Raw genomic sequence first — 14580 nt, 5'->3', positions numbered from 1 at the left:
GTTGGTTGAATGAAGTGTTCATTCATGATTACGAGTGCTAAATCCTCGAGGATATTCAATATGGCTAGTGGTAACTGGAAGATAGAAATCGGGCTGATTCTGATGCTTGGCTTGTTGGTCGGCTGCTCGCAAGACGGACCACCGATTGCAGATGTGGAAGGCCAAGTATTATTAGATGGTGCCCCGCTATCAGATGCAGAGGTGACGTTTTCACCTCAATCGGCAGGTCGACATTCAGTCGGCAAAACTGATCAAGATGGTCGCTTTGAACTGCGTTACTCGGGCACACGTACCGGAGCGCTTGTTGGCGATCACACTGTGAAGATATCTACGTTCCAAGCCCCACACCCTGCAGGGCCGAATGGGGAGATGTCGCCGCTTAAGAAGGAACGCGTTCCTAAGCGGTACAACGTCAATTCCGAGCTGACGCGTACCGTCGATAAATGGGGCAGCGAGTTTACCTTCGAGCTCGAATCGAAATAGAAGCCCAGCACGCGAGCGTCTTAGCTGGCGCTCGCGTGGTTTTCTCGTTGGAGCTTCGACCAGAGTGCAGCCAGTTTGTTGATGGTCTGGCGGATTTGGTCTTTGGTGTGATGGGCGTTGACGAATAGTCGCAGCCGGGCCGCCGATTCTTCGACCGCGGGGTAGGTCAACGGACGAGCGTTCACGCCGTCAGCCAACAGCTTCTGAGCGAGGATCATCGTCATCATCGAATCGCCGACGATGATTGGCACGATCGGCGACTTCTCGCTGCTGCCGGTGTTCAGGCCGGCCTTCTTTGCCAACTCTCGAACCAGATCGGCGTTTTGCTGAAGCTTATCGATCCAGCCAGGGTTTTGCTCTAACTGTCGCAGTGCTGCCAAAGCCGCGGCGGTTGCCGGAGGGGAAAGACCGGCGCTGTAGACAAAGCCGGAAGCGGTATGCTTCAGGTAATCGATCAACTCGCGGCTGCCGGCCACATAACCACCGGCGGAACCGAGGGCTTTGCTGAGTGTGCCGATCCAAATGTCGACCTGACTTGGATCGATGCCGAAGTGTTCCTGAACGCCTCGGCCGGTCTTGCCGACGGTTCCCAGTGAATGGGCTTCGTTGACCATCAGCCAGGTCTTGTGGCGGTTGCGGATCTCGACCAACTGCGGCAACGGGCAGAGGTCTCCTTCCATGCCGTAGATACCTTCGGCAACGATCAACACGCGGCGGTAATCTTTGCGGATGTCGTGCAGAATTTCGTCCAGCTCGCGCCAGTCGTTGTGCGGATAAGGACGCCGGCGAGCTCCACTAAGATTGGCCCCAGTGATGATGCTGCTGTGGGCCATCGAATCGTGCAGGATCAAGTCGCCGGTCCGCAGCAAGTGGCCGATCGTGGTTTCGTTAGCCGCGTGACCGCCAGACATCAGCATGGAACTTTGCACGCCGATAAACTTGGCCAACTCGCCTTCCAATTCGCGGTGCAGTTCGCGTTCGCCGGAAATCAAACGGCTGCCGCTTGTCGAAACGCCAAGCGTTTCAATCGCGTCGATGGCGGCTTGCTTCACGTCGGCGTTTTCAGCCAGGCCGAGGTAGTTGTACCCAGCAAAGTTGATGACCTCTTTGCCGTCGACAATCGCCGTAGCGGACGTCGGTCCATCGAGCACTTGGAAGTAAGGATTCGGCAGGCCAAGATCGCTTAGCTGATCCGAGATTTGACGTACCTGGCGATACTCAGGCAATGCCGAGAAGCCGAACATCTCTTGCGGAATTTCGCCGGCGGGGGCAGGCAGCATTTCATCGGTCGCGAGATAAATCTCGATGCAGTCGGCGACCTGAGCGACGGTTCGCATGGACGGCAGAATGTCGTCAGGGAAGCGAGCCCCGTAATGATCTTCGATCGACGCAATGATCTCCATTCGTTCGAGCGAATCGAGATCCAACTCCAGGATGTCGGTTTCAGGCTCGATCGTGCGACCGCGATCCTTGGCGATTTCGCGAATCTTGTCGATCACCATCTGCACGGTGCGTTGGCGAACCAGGGGATCGGAAACGGCCAAACCTTCGGCATCGGCTCGGGCCGCTTCAAGTTGGGCACGACGCAGTTTGACGCGTTGGATTTCTTCAGAGACTTGCACTTCGTCCCACGCCACCCAGCGTTCGAGGACCGGCAGCGTGTGCGTCAGGAAGTGTTCGCGGCAGGCATGTCGCTGGATTTTGCCGCTGGAAGTTTTGGGGATCGAACCGCGACGAATCAACGCGACGCCATCGACAGAAACTTCATGCTCGATGGCGACTTCGCGGCGGATCGCGGCGATGATGTCGGTCAGTTCTTTGCGTTTGGCCCGAGGGGCTTCTGCAACGACGATCAGGCGTTCTTTGTCGGCCACTTCGGCCATCACCGCAGCGGCGGTCATCCCTTCCATCAAGTCGTGGCACTGGTTGACGGTGTTCTCGATATCTTGCGGATAACGATTGACGCCACGGACAATGATCATGTCCTTCAGGCGGCCGGTGATGAACAACTCGCCATTGGCCTGCATGAAACCGAGGTCGCCGGTTCGCAGGAAAGGACCTTCGTTGGTGTCGGACGTGTAGGCGTTGAAGATGTTTTCGGTCGCCTCTTCGTTGCGCCAATACCCTTTGGCGATGCTTGGCCCTTGGACCCAAACTTCGCCTACTTCATCCGCTTGTCGCTTGGTGAACGTTTCAGGTTCGACGATCAAAATTCGCTGGTCGGGCAGCGTATTGCCGCAACCGACAATCAGCCGCGCACCGTCGTCATCGGGATCGGCGTCGACCACTTGGTGTTGATCGAGGGAATAGCCATCGACGGCCTGAATGACCGGTGGGCTTTTCTTCATACCGCCAGAGATAATCAGCGTCGCTTCTGCCATGCCGTAGCAAGGATAGAACGCTTCGCGGCGGAAACCGCATGGCTCGAATGTTTTCGCGAACCGGTCGAGCGTTTCCGGTTTGACCGGTTCGGCCCCGTTGAAGGCGAGTTCCCAGCTGCTTAAGTCGAGTTTCTCACGTTGTTCCGGCGTGATCTTCTGCACACACAGTTCATAAGCGAAGTTTGGACCACCGCTGATATTGCACTGATACTTCGAGATCGCGCGGAGCCAGCGATAGGGCTGCTGCAGGAACGCCATGGGCGACATCAGTACGTTCGGCTGGCCGATCTGCATCGGCTGAAGGACACCGCCGATCAGCCCCATGTCGTGATACATTGGCAGCCAGAAACAGGCCCGGACGCTGCGCGTGTGCTCGAACGCGTACGAAATGAGGGCCGAGTTGTGCATCATGTTGCCGTGCGAGAGCATCACCCCCTTCGGCGTTCCGGTTGAACCGGAGGTGTATTGGAGAAACGCGAGCGTTTCGGCGGTGATGCCAGGCTGTTTCCAGTCTTGCGATTGGGTGTCTTCAACGCGATCGGTACGGATCCATTCGATCGTTTTCAGGCCAGGCGTTTCCTCGAACATCGGGACCATGCGGTCGTAGACGTCCGAGATGGTCAACGCAACTTTGGCTTGGGCGTCGTCGGCGATGGCCTGAATACGAACCATGTTACGGTTACGCCGTGGCGGATAGGCCGGCACGGCAACTACGCCGGCATAGAGGCAACCAAAGAACGCTGCGATGAAATCCAATCCCGGAGGAAATAGCAGCAGCGCGCGTTCCCCTTCCATGCCGCGGGCTTGAAGCTCGGCGGCAATAGCCTGACAGCGCATGTCGAGATGCTCGTAGGTGAGCTTGATCTCTTCATCTTCCCCATCGACAAGGAAGGTGAATGCGACCTGAGACCCCAGATGCTCGGCGCGATGTCGCAATCGGTCGACAATACTGGTGGAAGGCGGAGTAAACGAGTTGAGCATCTCAGGAGTCACGAGCTTTTCAGTCTCCAGTGGGACAATTCACAATAGGCCGGCATCGTTTCGAGGGGGCCTTGGGCCGTCACACACGAAAGGGCCGCCGACGCGTTGGCGTCACGCTTGCAGGAATTGGACGAGATTGAATTTCGGTTAGGTGCATGCCATGGATCGAGCGGAAAGCTGCGATTTCACTTAAGCCCAAGTACGGCCGCTACTTTTCATGATGCGGCCTTCGTATTCGCCGATCAGTCCACCCACGACATCCCACCCTTCGGGACGGCGGACTTCGATGTCTCCTTGGCGATTGATACGGACAATGGAAGTCTCGGTGATATGGGACTTCTCTAAGTCATCGGCGGTCAATTCGTCATCGTGCAAGGCATCCATCAACTCTTTGCCTGTCATTTCGATGAACTGCATGGCTTGCAAACTTTCGGCTATGAACGAGCTTAAGACATTTTCAGGCCAGATTCCGGCCAAGTTCTCATGATAACGTAAACCGAGCTTAGGGGGAGTATCGCGCCAGCAGTTTTGCCAGCGAAAACCCTTTCTAATGGGTGGGTGGTTGTATCGGTTGGGTTAGTTTTAATGGGGGAAAAGCACCTGGAAGAAGGGGCGCACATTGTGAAGATCGTGTTGAGATGGCTTGCGGGATCGGTCATCCTGGTTGCTTGCTAGCGCGATCGCGATAGGTTACAGCATCCCCTTTCCCTAGCAACAAATTTGCCTTGGAGTCCCCCCCAGTGACGCTTCGTTCGTTTCAGTCTGCCGCGGATACCTTCCTCGCCGATCGCCGCCAGTTCGTTTTAGGGGCTGGTTCGCTGGCTCTTTTGCCTTGGTTGGGCCAATGCGTTCAAGGAGCCGCGAAGGCCAACGCTTCGTTCTCCAAAGATCCATTCACGTTGGGTGTCGCTTCGGGCGATCCTCAGCCAGATGGTTTCGTCCTGTGGACGCGATTGGCACCGGAACCGCTGGGGGGCGGCGGAATGCCGAGCGAAACCTTCGAGGTGACGTGGGAACTGGCCGAAGACGAATCGTTCAACAAGATCGCCCACAGCGGCAAAACGCTTGCCACGCCGCAGCTGGGGCATAGCGTTCATGTGGAAGTGACCGGCCTGCCGGCCGATCGATGGTACTTCTACCGCTTCCAATGTGGCGACGCGATCAGCCCTGTCGGCCGAGCCCGAACGACGCCACCACTCGATACGATGGCCGAAAAGCTGCGTTTCGCTTTCGCTTCGTGTCAGCATTACGAGCATGGGTTGTTCACCGCGTATGAGCACATGGCCCAGGAAGACTTGGACATGGTGCTGCACTTGGGGGACTATATCTACGAATATCGCGGCAAGAAGGAAGCTCTGCGTCAGCATATCGGCGAAGAGATCGAGTCGCTGAACGACTATCGCAATCGGCACGCGTTGTACCGCAGCGACGAGCACCTGCAGGCGGCGCATGCGATGTGTCCTTGGCTGGTCGTGTGGGACGATCACGAGTTCGACAATAACTGCGCCAACGACATTTCCGAACAGAAGAACGTCAACCGAGAAGACTTTCTGTTGCGACGTGCCAACGCGTATCAGGCCTATTACGAAATGATGCCGCTGCGTCGCCGCAGCATGCCTCGCGGGCCACACATGCAGCTTTATCGCCGCATTCCGTTTGGACGTTTGGCCAACTTCGAGATGCTCGACACGCGGCAATACCGCACCGATCAGCCTAACGGCGACGGTTTGAAGCCACTTAACGACGACGCACGCAGCAGCAAGAACACGCTGTTGGGCGACAAGCAGGAACATTGGTTGATGCGTGACTTAATTGCTTCGCAGAGCAATTGGAACGTGCTCGGCCAACAAGTGATGATGGCTCCGGCCGACCGTGCCGAAGGGGACGAAGCGAAGTTCAGCATGGATCAGTGGCCTGGGTATACCCATTCACGCGATCGTTTGTTGCGATTCATGCGAGACCGCAAAGTGCCTAACCCAGTGGTTTTGACCGGCGATATCCATAAAAATTGGGTGAACGACTTGAAGGTCAATTTCGAGGACGAAAAGGACCCGACCATGGGTACCGAGTTTGTCTGCACGTCGATTTCCTCTGGCGGCAACGGAAGTCAGGCTGAAGATCTGGCCAAGGTGCTCACCAGCGAGAACCCTTACGTGAAGTTCTTCAACGCCGAACGTGGTTACGTCAGCTGCACCGTCACGCCGACCGAATGGCGAAGCGATTACCAGGTCGTCGAATACGTCGATAAGCCAGGAACGCCGAAAGTGACGCGGGCCTCGTTCGTCGTTGAATCGGGCGACCCCGGAGCGAAGCCAGCGTAGCGTGTTTCGTTAATTTCTCCCCCCCTGAGATTTACTTCCAACAACAATAAACCATGCGAACTTTCCTACTTTGTGCTGTGGCCTTGATGGCTGGAATGACGGTTTCGACTTTGTTTGGTGCGGAAACCAAGCAGCCGACGGAGGATGCCGTGCAGGTGATGTCGTTCAACATTCGGTATGGCAGTGCGAAAGATGGTGAGAACCATTGGGACAAGCGGAAAGAGTTCCTCGCGGATACGGTCGTCGAGGTAAATCCTGATTTGCTTGGTACGCAGGAATGTCTTGGTTTTCAGCGTGATTTTCTGGCCGAGCATCTGCCCGGCTACGGGGTGCATGCGGCGTCGCGGGAAGATGGTAGGGAAAAGGGAGAAATGTGTGCGATCTTTTATCGGAAAGATCGTTTTGAAAAACTGGATGCAGGGCACTTCTGGCTGAGCGAAACGCCTGAGGTGCCTGGCAGCAAAAGCTGGGACAGCAGCCTGCCGCGGATGGCCAGCTGGGTGAAATTGAAGGATAAGAAGACAGCCGATGCGAAGCCGATTGTATTTATCAACACGCACTTCGATCATCGAGGCCCCGAGGCCCGGTTCCAAGCCGCAAAGATGATTCGCAATAAAGTCGGTCAGTTCGCGGATACCGATGTCATCGTCACCGGCGACTTCAACGCCGGCGAAGGCTCGAAGCCGTACGTAGCATTGTTCGGCGACGATTCCCCAGTCGTCGACACGTATCGAACGTTCGTTCCCGAAGCGAAAGAGGGAGAAGGAACATTCTCAGGCTTCGACGTGAAGAACACCAATGGCAATCGAATCGACTGGATCGGCGCGACCAAGGGTTGGAAAATCGTTAATGCCAACATCCTGCCCATCCACCGAGATGGCCGTACACCATCGGACCATTTGCCGATCACGGCGACGCTGGATCGATAAACGGTTTTTTGCCGCAGAGCGGACCGAGGCAGAAGGAAAACAGGCACAGATAACGGTAGCAAACTTCGTTTTCCGTGCTTGGATGCGTCGACTCGCTGAGGCTAGTTCTTCTCTTTCAGCTTCACACGAAACAGTTCGGACATCGCGAGAATTTCGTCGACGGTAAAGTTCTCGGCTCGAGCACTTGGGTTGAGTCCCCCCTGCTCGATTACCTGGTCTACTTCCGCTTTGTCGAGTCTTCCTTTGAACGCACTTTGCAGCACGCTGCGAAGGAACTTGCGGCGGTGGAAGAAAAGAGCTCGGTTGAACTCGTGGAAGAATTCCAAGTCTGGAATCGCCGCGCGGCGTTCGGGTTGAACTTCAATGTGCAAAATGGCGGAGTGAACTTTTGGGGCCGGCCAAAAGACACTCGGCGGTAAGATGCGGACCAATTCGCAGCGGCACTGGGCTTGGATCCAGACCGACAACGCGCTGTAATCTTTCGTGCCTGGCGGAGCGATGATCCGTTCGGCGAGTTCCTTTTGGATAGTTACTGTCATACTTTGCGGCGTGATTTCGGTTCGCAGCAAGTTCGAGATGATCGGGGTCGCCACGTTGTACGGCAAGTTCGCCGCGAGCTTGAAATGATCGGTGCCGATCTCGGCCATCTTTTCTTGGATGGTCTCGAGCATCTCAGGCCGGAAGTTGTTTTTGTTCCGAAGCGCGTCGTAGTGAAGTAGGGTAACGTTCTCGAATTCGTCCAACTCTTCGGTTGCGAATGTCGCCATGTGGGGGTCGATTTCCACGGTGACAAGATGCCCCGCTTGGGCAGCCATGCGTGTTGAAAGCGTTCCGGTTCCTGTCCCGATTTCTAGAATGACGTCATCTTTTTGAATGTCGGCGGCACGAACAAGCAAGTCGAGCAAGTTCATGTCGATCAGGAAGTTCTGCCCATGCTTCGAGACCGGGCGGATCCCGATTTCGCGGAATTTGCTCGTCAGGTACGAGATGGTTTGATTGCGAAATTCAGGCATGCGGGAATTCGATTTTTTAGGAATGAAAGTACGGAAAGTAAATCAAGCGAAGTGCCGCCGACGATATCACGGCGATTAACGACCGGTTCATGGCCACGTGTATTGGCAAAGCCAGTGGCGTTTGGTGATGGATCGTCTCACTTCGTTTCGAGTTGGCGCTGAACGTATTTGGCCAGCAAGTCGGTTTCTATATTAACGGTGTCGCCCTGTTTTCGACCGCCGAGCGTCGTTGCGTCGAGGGTATGAGGAATCAATGCCACGCTGAACTGGGTATCGGTCACATCGACAAGCGTCAGACTGATACCGTCAATGGCGACGCTCCCTTTGCTGGCCATCTGCCGAGCATACTCTTTAGGGACTTCAAACCACATAGTACACCACTCGCCGTCGTCGTTTCGCTCGGCAAGCGTTGCGGTCGTATCGATGTGCCCGGTGACGAGATGGCCGCCGAGTCGGTCGCCCAGTTGGAGCGAACGTTCCAGGTTCACAACGCTGCCATTTTCAAGTTGGCCAAGATTGGTTCTCTTTAACGTTTCTTCGCCCGCCTCAAAATCGACAACATTTTCAGCGATGGAAACAACCGTCAAGCAGCACCCGTTCACGGCAATGCTGTCTCCGATGGAAGCTCCGTTAGCGATCAATTCGTTCTCTAATGAAAGTCGAACCCCCGGTCCCTCGGGTTTAAGGGCGACGACTTTACCTTGCGTTTCTACGAGACCGGTAAACATGGTTTCCTCAGGCCGCCCTGAAGTGGGCATCTGGAAGCGTGTTGATGACTACTCACGAATTTAACGGTAGGGAAATTTCCCCACAACGACCCGTCCCATCCTTGGCAAGTGGCCCTAAGATGGGTCAAAATAACGGCGAATTTTAATTATCCGCTTGAACTACCAAGGTGAAACGATCACCGGAGCCGAATGTTTTCGGCGCTCAAGTTTCGGAAATACGCACTCCCCATTTTTAACTTAGCAAGAAGACGAGCCAAAACCATGAGCATGATTGTCGACGTTCGCGGACTTCAAATTCTGGACAGCCGCGGTAATCCGACGGTGGAAGTTGAAGTGATTCTGGACAATGGCGTCGTTGGCCGCGCTGCGGTTCCTAGTGGTGCCTCGACTGGTGTTCACGAAGCTTTGGAACTTCGCGATGGCGACAAAGACGTTTACCTGGGCAAAGGTGTCACCAAGGCAGTTGAAAACATCAACGACGTCATCGCCGACGCTTTGATCGGTGAAGACGCGACCAGCCAGACGCACATCGACGAGTTGATGATCGAACTGGACGGTACGCCAAACAAAGCCAAGTTGGGCGCCAACGCGATCCTCGGTGTTTCGCTGGCTGTTGCTAAAGCTGCCGCCGCTGCTTCCGGTTTGCCGCTGTACCGTTACCTGGGTGGTGTCGGTGCTCGTACGCTGCCGGCTCCGATGATGAACATCGTCAACGGTGGTTCGCACGCCGACAACAACGTCGACGTTCAGGAATTCATGGTCTTCCCACTTGGTTTCGACAAGTTCGGCGATGCCCTTCGCTGCGGCGTGGAAGTGTTTCATAGCTTGAAGAAGGTCCTCAAAGGCAAAGGCCTCAACACGGCTGTTGGTGACGAAGGTGGTTTCGCTCCGGATCTGGGTAGCAACATCGAAGCGTTGGACCTGATCATGGAATCGATCGAAGCTGCTGGTTACAAAGCCGGCGAACAGGTCTTCATCGCTTTGGACGTCGCTTCCAGCGAACTGTACAACAAGGAAAAGAAGACCTACACCATCGACGGCAAGGAAATTGATTCCGCCGGCATGGTCGACTTCCTCGCTGCTTGGGCCGACAAATACCCGATCGTTTCGATCGAAGATGGCTGCGATGAAGACGACTGGGAAGGCTGGAAGATGCTGACCGACAAGATCGGCGACAAAGTCCAGCTGGTCGGCGACGACTTATTCGTCACTAACACCGAGCGTCTGCAGCGCGGTATCGACGAAGACATCGCCAACAGCATCTTGATCAAAGTCAACCAGATTGGCTCGCTGACTGAAACGATCAACGCAATCCAATTGGCTCACGCCAACGATTACACCAGCATCGCCAGCCACCGTAGCGGTGAAACGGAAGACTCGTTCATCGCGGATCTCGCCGTTGCTTTGGGTACCGGCCAGATCAAGACCGGTTCCGCTTCGCGTAGCGATCGTATGGCAAAGTACAACCAGCTTCTGCGAATCGAAGCAGAACTGGGCGACTTGGCCCTGTACGGTGGCCCAGCTTTGCTGAAGCGTCGCGGTTAATCACCTCGTCGTCGATGCAATTCCGAACCAGCGCAAGGGGCCCATCGTGGCCCCTTGTTTTTCTTTCGCCCAAATTGTTCGGGTAAGTTAGACTTAGGGCATGAGCAACCCTGCAATTGGACAGCGCGAGCCGATCTCTGACTCTCCGTGGTTTTGGCTTTACCTGTTTGCCACGGTAGCTTTGATTTTATTGGTTGTGTTTCGTGGAAAGCTTGACATTCGTCAGGCCAACATCGAACGGCAGCACCAAGCTCGTCAAATCTCCCAGCAGCCGGGCGAAGCAATCGATATCGATGCCGAATCGCTCGATGTTTCAACTCCCGGAGATACCCTGATCGGCTGGAATTACCTGATTGCCGTGCTGGGCAGCTTAGTAGCCATTGGTTGGATACGTTTGTGGTACGTGCGATTCCGTGCGACCGACAACCCTCCGGCCGAGACGTCAACATCTGAGTGACATACGTATGTGGATCTTCGAACAGTCGTTACCTATTATCATCATCGCCGTGATCGGCGGTGCCATTCTTGCCGGCACGATGCTACAGACCGGCAAGCAGCTCTTTCTGTACTTATTGATGGGCTGGATCGCCCTTTGTGGGCTGATGCTGGCTTTGGAATACGTTATTGTGACCGACGGCGAGCGGATCGAAGGAGTGATCTACGAAATCGCCGAAGCCCTGGAGGCGAACGACGCCGAGGGGGTGAAAGAGCACATTTCCGACGACGCACCGCAACTGAAAGCGGAAGCCCAGCGGCAAATGGGATACGTTCAGATCGAAAGCGTCAAATTGAAGCGCAATCTGGAGGTGTCGATCATGCCTGGCAGTACACCGATCATTGGGGTCGCCAAGCTGAATGTGAAGATGACAGGGCATATCCGCGACAACGACGCGTTCAATGGCGACTTCGCGACATTCATGGTGTTGACATTCCAGCAAGATCCTGACGGGCAGTGGCGGGTCATTTCTTACCAGTTCTTCGATCCTCGCGGAGAACAAGCTGGGGAGATAACGCCCCCAATATCCGCAGTATTGGCCCCAGGATTTTGAAGATTTTTTCGCTGAGGGCCTGTTAAGGTTATTCTCGTAGCTGCAAACAGGGTAGAATTCGGATTGCAATTGGGGGGCGGTTCCCGACACTAATAAGTGTCCTACGAATAAGAACGCTCAATACCAAGCCCCAGCCCGGCCATATGACCTGAGTCGCTTTTCGAGCGGCACGCTGCCCTTGGTCATGTGGCTGGGCATTTTTTTGCCCCGGCTTCTCTCTTTGGTCGGGCTGCATCCAACGGAGTTATCTCAGGCGTCCGTTGTGGTTCCGTTCCATCCACGGTTTCTGTTTCGATAACGCTGACTTTGGCGATTCTTTCCCTGTCAAATTGTCATTTCGACAATTATGCTTGCCATTCCATTGGAAATTTGTACACTACTTGGCAGCCGGGGAAGTGGACAAGATTACACTAAAACCAGCCAAATGAAGCATTTAAGTCGTTTTGGCAAGTTTTATTTGTGGTTTGGCATCCTCTTTGCAAATGCTCTGAGGCACTGAAACAACCACTTAAGGATTTCCCCCTTTTTTGCAACGGAGTGTAAAGCCATGTTAGTTCTGACTCGTAAGCAGCAGCAGCAAATCCAAATCGGCGAAGGCGTGACTGTCACCATCTTGAAGGTGAAGGGAAACACGGTTCGCATCGGTATCGAAGCCCCGAACGACGTCAAGATTGTTCGTGCGGAACTGGAACCTGAAGAAGAGCCTGCTCCTGCCGAAGAACCTGAGCCTAAAGCAACGACTGCTCGAATCGATCAAATTGAGTCGGCAACGGTTGGTTCTTCCGCTCAAGCCAAAGAAGACTATCGCGTCCTCTCGTTTCGCGTGAAGCCAGAAGCCTCTGAAGGGCACCGCAACGAGTCGCCACGTGCCGCCAGCATGCGAGATTTCCTAGCTGCCCGGGCTGCAAACTCGGTGGGTTAGTTGGAAGAGACGACTCCCCTGCTTACGCTCAGTTTGGCGACGGGGGAGTCGTATAGATGCTTGGCCTTAAGGAGTTGGATGGCTGCGAAGGCATCCGCTCGACTGGGGCCAGATGACTGGCCGGCATGATTTGAGAACTGGTAAACGGTTCAATGTCCGGCTGTTGAAGAGAGCTGTAATATTCCTGCCGCAACTGCTGAACGTGCTCCCTCAAGATGCGTCGCACTTCTAATACGCTTTGCGGATTGCGATGCACGGTATTGTGATCCGCGGTGACGATCTTTTCGGAAACCGCTTCGTCTAACCGAGCACTTTCGTACTTCACGATCCCGTCGCTACGCCCTGAGAAATAGCCTAGCCACGTCTCTTGATCGACCACCCCGATCACCGTGTGATACTTCACCCATGGTGCCTTCGGTGCGTCTAAAATCTCAGGCAACACCGGAGAGTCTGGCGCGAGCGAGTCGACGCTGGTACTGATCTCTAGCAGCTCTCGATTGCGGAAGAAGCCCGGGTTTGCTTTCACCAGGCGATTGCTGCTGCCGGTCACAAAGCTGGGAAGCACGATCAAATTCTTGCCGAGCCAGCGTGTTGTCGAGTTTGCAAAGTCACTTCCGCGATGTGGTGTCCCCATCGTAATGACGCGACGAACCGATGTATTGGGCTCGAAGAAAAGTAACTCTTTCAATGCTTGCGTGTCTTCCGGGCTACCTTGTAGCTCGCTCGGCGACCGATCCGATACCAAGTGCCAGAAATCGTTTTGGCTTTCAATGGTTTGCATCCGAGAAACGAGACCGCCCATGCTGTGACCGACAAGCACCATTTGATCGAGTGCTAGTGCCGTATGATGCGGATCGAGTTCTGCTCGCATGGCATTCAAGTCAGAGCGGAACTGTGCGGAGGAAATCCAGAATGGCTGACCGGTCGGATAGAGATAGAACCAAAACTGGTAGTTGTCGCGGATCTCGGGCTGGGCTCGCAGATCGTTGAACATTTCCAGCCATGTCATCGGACTGGACCACAAGCCGTGAACCATCATCACAGGAATCTTCTTCGGATCGTATGGCTCGAGCATGTAAATGCCGCGTTTCTCTTGTTGCTCGCCTGGCGTAAGCATCCCCAGCGTCGCCAGGTAAGTTTGCGAGACGGTACTCGAGTCGAGCAAATAGGCCAGCGGCGTGCTGATGTCGGCTTCGAAAGGAATCTTCTTGCCGTGGATTTCAATCTCAGGCTGTTCCAACGGATCGTAGAGCAGGATCTTACAGTAGTGAATGCTCTTCTTCGTTTCCGGATCGATTTGCGGCGTATGCTCGACCTGCAAAAATGCAGTAAGCGCGAACGTAAGATTCGGCGGGAAGTAGTTCGCCCCTGGAGCCTTCGGCGGATTGTCCTTGCACTCGGCAATCAGCGGAACGCCTAAACCATATTGGCGATGCTGATTCTTGAGCCCTTCCACTTCATAGTCGGACGTAAACTTGAAGTCTTGGAACTGCGTGTCTTTCCAGCGGCCCACGGTATCGAGCGAGACATGGAACACATGGTTGGGGGTTTTGATGCGATAGGTTTCGCCTTGTTTCAGGCGACCTTGTGCTTTGACCAGCCGCAGCGAACCCTCAAGCGACTTGTTGTAGATATCACATGCCTGGCGAAAACGTGGATCGTAGCCGTCGGCGCTGACTCCATCCTTGCATTCAAACAAGAAGTAGTAGGCGTGCGAAACACTGCCGGCGTATAGTTCGAGTGCGGTTGCCTTCTTTCCCAGGTTCTCGGCGCGTTCGGCCGCAATGTAGGAAAGCTCGGCAAACGTATACAAGTTGTCCGCCGTCGGTTCACTTTCGATCACTTTGGCCAGCTCGGCCAGGCCTTCTTCATAGCTGCCGTCGGCATACTTCTCGAGGTCGAGAACTCGCAGCGATTGGCGGGTGCGATCGGTAACTTGAGGGCCACCGTACGACATCAATTTCAGTGGACCTTCCAGCGGATTGGAAGATGTCTTGCGGACGTTTGCCCACTTTTGCGTGGCACACCCGGTGGAAACAAGAAGCACGATAAGAAGTACGCTCGAGCAACATCGTTTTGCGCGCACAAGTGCCGCAACGCGAGCTGGCATGATGCAGTTTTGGGAACGGATCATGGAACGCGAACTCGATTCGTGTGGTTGAAAACTCCAGGGGCGATCGCGCCAAGAAGCCATATCCCACGCTGGACATGGCAAGAGGCCGGAAGAC

General features: G+C 54.9%; 12 protein-coding genes. 7 read left to right on the top strand and 5 right to left on the bottom strand.

Annotated features, from left to right (window positions below):
• Positions 1-60: 60 nt before the first annotated feature.
• A complete protein-coding gene (locus LA756_RS07820; RefSeq protein ID WP_224439311.1) occupies positions 61-483 on the top strand; it encodes a DUF4198 domain-containing protein in 423 nt (140 codons plus the stop codon).
• A 20-nt stretch (positions 484-503) separates the two neighbouring features.
• On the opposite strand, the gene LA756_RS07815 is transcribed toward LA756_RS07820, so the two are convergent.
• Together LA756_RS07815 and LA756_RS07810 are read right to left on the bottom strand one after the other, a co-directional pair.
• Positions 504-3857, bottom strand: a complete 3354-nt coding sequence (locus LA756_RS07815; protein WP_224439310.1) for an aminotransferase class I/II-fold pyridoxal phosphate-dependent enzyme — start codon at positions 3855-3857, stop codon at positions 504-506.
• A 177-nt stretch (positions 3858-4034) separates the two neighbouring features.
• Positions 4035-4262: a hypothetical protein gene (locus tag LA756_RS07810; protein WP_224439309.1), complete on the bottom strand. Its 228-nt coding sequence runs from the start codon at positions 4260-4262 to the stop codon at positions 4035-4037.
• A gap of 323 nt (positions 4263-4585) precedes the next feature.
• Between LA756_RS07810 and LA756_RS07805 the strand changes: the two genes are divergently transcribed.
• Both LA756_RS07805 and LA756_RS07800 read left to right on the top strand, forming a co-directional pair.
• Positions 4586-6166: an alkaline phosphatase gene (locus LA756_RS07805; RefSeq protein ID WP_224439308.1), complete on the top strand. Its 1581-nt coding sequence runs from the start codon at positions 4586-4588 to the stop codon at positions 6164-6166.
• 53 nt (positions 6167-6219) lie between these two features.
• Entirely contained in the window at positions 6220-7095 is an 876-nt protein-coding gene (locus tag LA756_RS07800) for an endonuclease/exonuclease/phosphatase family protein (protein WP_224439307.1), read from the top strand.
• 101 nt (positions 7096-7196) lie between these two features.
• Here LA756_RS07800 and rsmA read toward each other — a convergent pair whose 3' ends face one another.
• Both rsmA and LA756_RS07790 read right to left on the bottom strand, forming a co-directional pair.
• Positions 7197-8108 (bottom strand): 16S rRNA (adenine(1518)-N(6)/adenine(1519)-N(6))-dimethyltransferase RsmA, encoded by a 912-nt coding sequence (rsmA, locus tag LA756_RS07795; protein WP_224439306.1) that lies wholly within the window; start codon positions 8106-8108, stop codon positions 7197-7199.
• A 137-nt stretch (positions 8109-8245) separates the two neighbouring features.
• On the bottom strand, positions 8246-8836 hold the full coding sequence (locus tag LA756_RS07790; RefSeq protein WP_224439305.1) for a riboflavin synthase: 591 nt from the start codon (positions 8834-8836) through the stop codon (positions 8246-8248).
• Between the two features lie 261 nt (positions 8837-9097).
• Between LA756_RS07790 and eno the strand changes: the two genes are divergently transcribed.
• From eno to LA756_RS27235, 4 genes are all read left to right on the top strand, one after another.
• Positions 9098-10381, top strand: coding sequence for a phosphopyruvate hydratase (gene eno, locus LA756_RS07785; RefSeq protein WP_224439304.1), 1284 nt, complete (start codon positions 9098-9100; stop codon positions 10379-10381).
• Positions 10382-10481: 100 nt separating this feature from the next.
• On the top strand, positions 10482-10838 hold the full coding sequence (locus LA756_RS07780; protein WP_224439303.1) for a hypothetical protein: 357 nt from the start codon (positions 10482-10484) through the stop codon (positions 10836-10838).
• A 7-nt stretch (positions 10839-10845) separates the two neighbouring features.
• Entirely contained in the window at positions 10846-11430 is a 585-nt protein-coding gene (locus LA756_RS07775; protein WP_224439302.1) for a hypothetical protein, read from the top strand.
• A 547-nt stretch (positions 11431-11977) separates the two neighbouring features.
• Positions 11978-12352, top strand: a complete 375-nt coding sequence (locus LA756_RS27235) for a carbon storage regulator (RefSeq protein WP_315858346.1) — start codon at positions 11978-11980, stop codon at positions 12350-12352.
• Positions 12353-12380: 28 nt separating this feature from the next.
• Here LA756_RS27235 and LA756_RS07765 read toward each other — a convergent pair whose 3' ends face one another.
• Entirely contained in the window at positions 12381-14486 is a 2106-nt protein-coding gene (locus tag LA756_RS07765; RefSeq protein ID WP_224439301.1) for a triacylglycerol lipase, read from the bottom strand.
• Positions 14487-14580 lie beyond the last annotated feature (94 nt).

Source organism: Bremerella sp. TYQ1 (assembly GCF_020150455.1).
Lineage (GTDB): Bacteria > Planctomycetota > Planctomycetia > Pirellulales > Pirellulaceae > Bremerella > Bremerella volcania_A.
The sequence above is the reverse complement of the archived record's forward strand: the minus strand, read 5'-3'. Positions and strand labels throughout refer to the sequence as shown.

Coding starts and splice junctions, on each gene's coding strand:
- LA756_RS07800 (WP_224439307.1), top strand. CDS start 6,220: ATGCGAACTTTCCTACTTTGTGCTGTGGCCTTGATGGCTGGAATGACG.
- eno (WP_224439304.1), top strand. CDS start 9,098: ATGAGCATGATTGTCGACGTTCGCGGACTTCAAATTCTGGACAGCCGC.
- LA756_RS07780 (WP_224439303.1), top strand. CDS start 10,482: ATGAGCAACCCTGCAATTGGACAGCGCGAGCCGATCTCTGACTCTCCG.
- LA756_RS07820 (WP_224439311.1), top strand. CDS start 61: ATGGCTAGTGGTAACTGGAAGATAGAAATCGGGCTGATTCTGATGCTT.
- LA756_RS27235 (WP_315858346.1), top strand. CDS start 11,978: ATGTTAGTTCTGACTCGTAAGCAGCAGCAGCAAATCCAAATCGGCGAA.
- rsmA (WP_224439306.1), bottom strand. CDS start 8,108: ATGCCTGAATTTCGCAATCAAACCATCTCGTACCTGACGAGCAAATTC.
- LA756_RS07810 (WP_224439309.1), bottom strand. CDS start 4,262: ATGCAGTTCATCGAAATGACAGGCAAAGAGTTGATGGATGCCTTGCAC.
- LA756_RS07775 (WP_224439302.1), top strand. CDS start 10,846: ATGTGGATCTTCGAACAGTCGTTACCTATTATCATCATCGCCGTGATC.
- LA756_RS07765 (WP_224439301.1), bottom strand. CDS start 14,486: ATGATCCGTTCCCAAAACTGCATCATGCCAGCTCGCGTTGCGGCACTT.
- LA756_RS07790 (WP_224439305.1), bottom strand. CDS start 8,836: ATGTTTACCGGTCTCGTAGAAACGCAAGGTAAAGTCGTCGCCCTTAAA.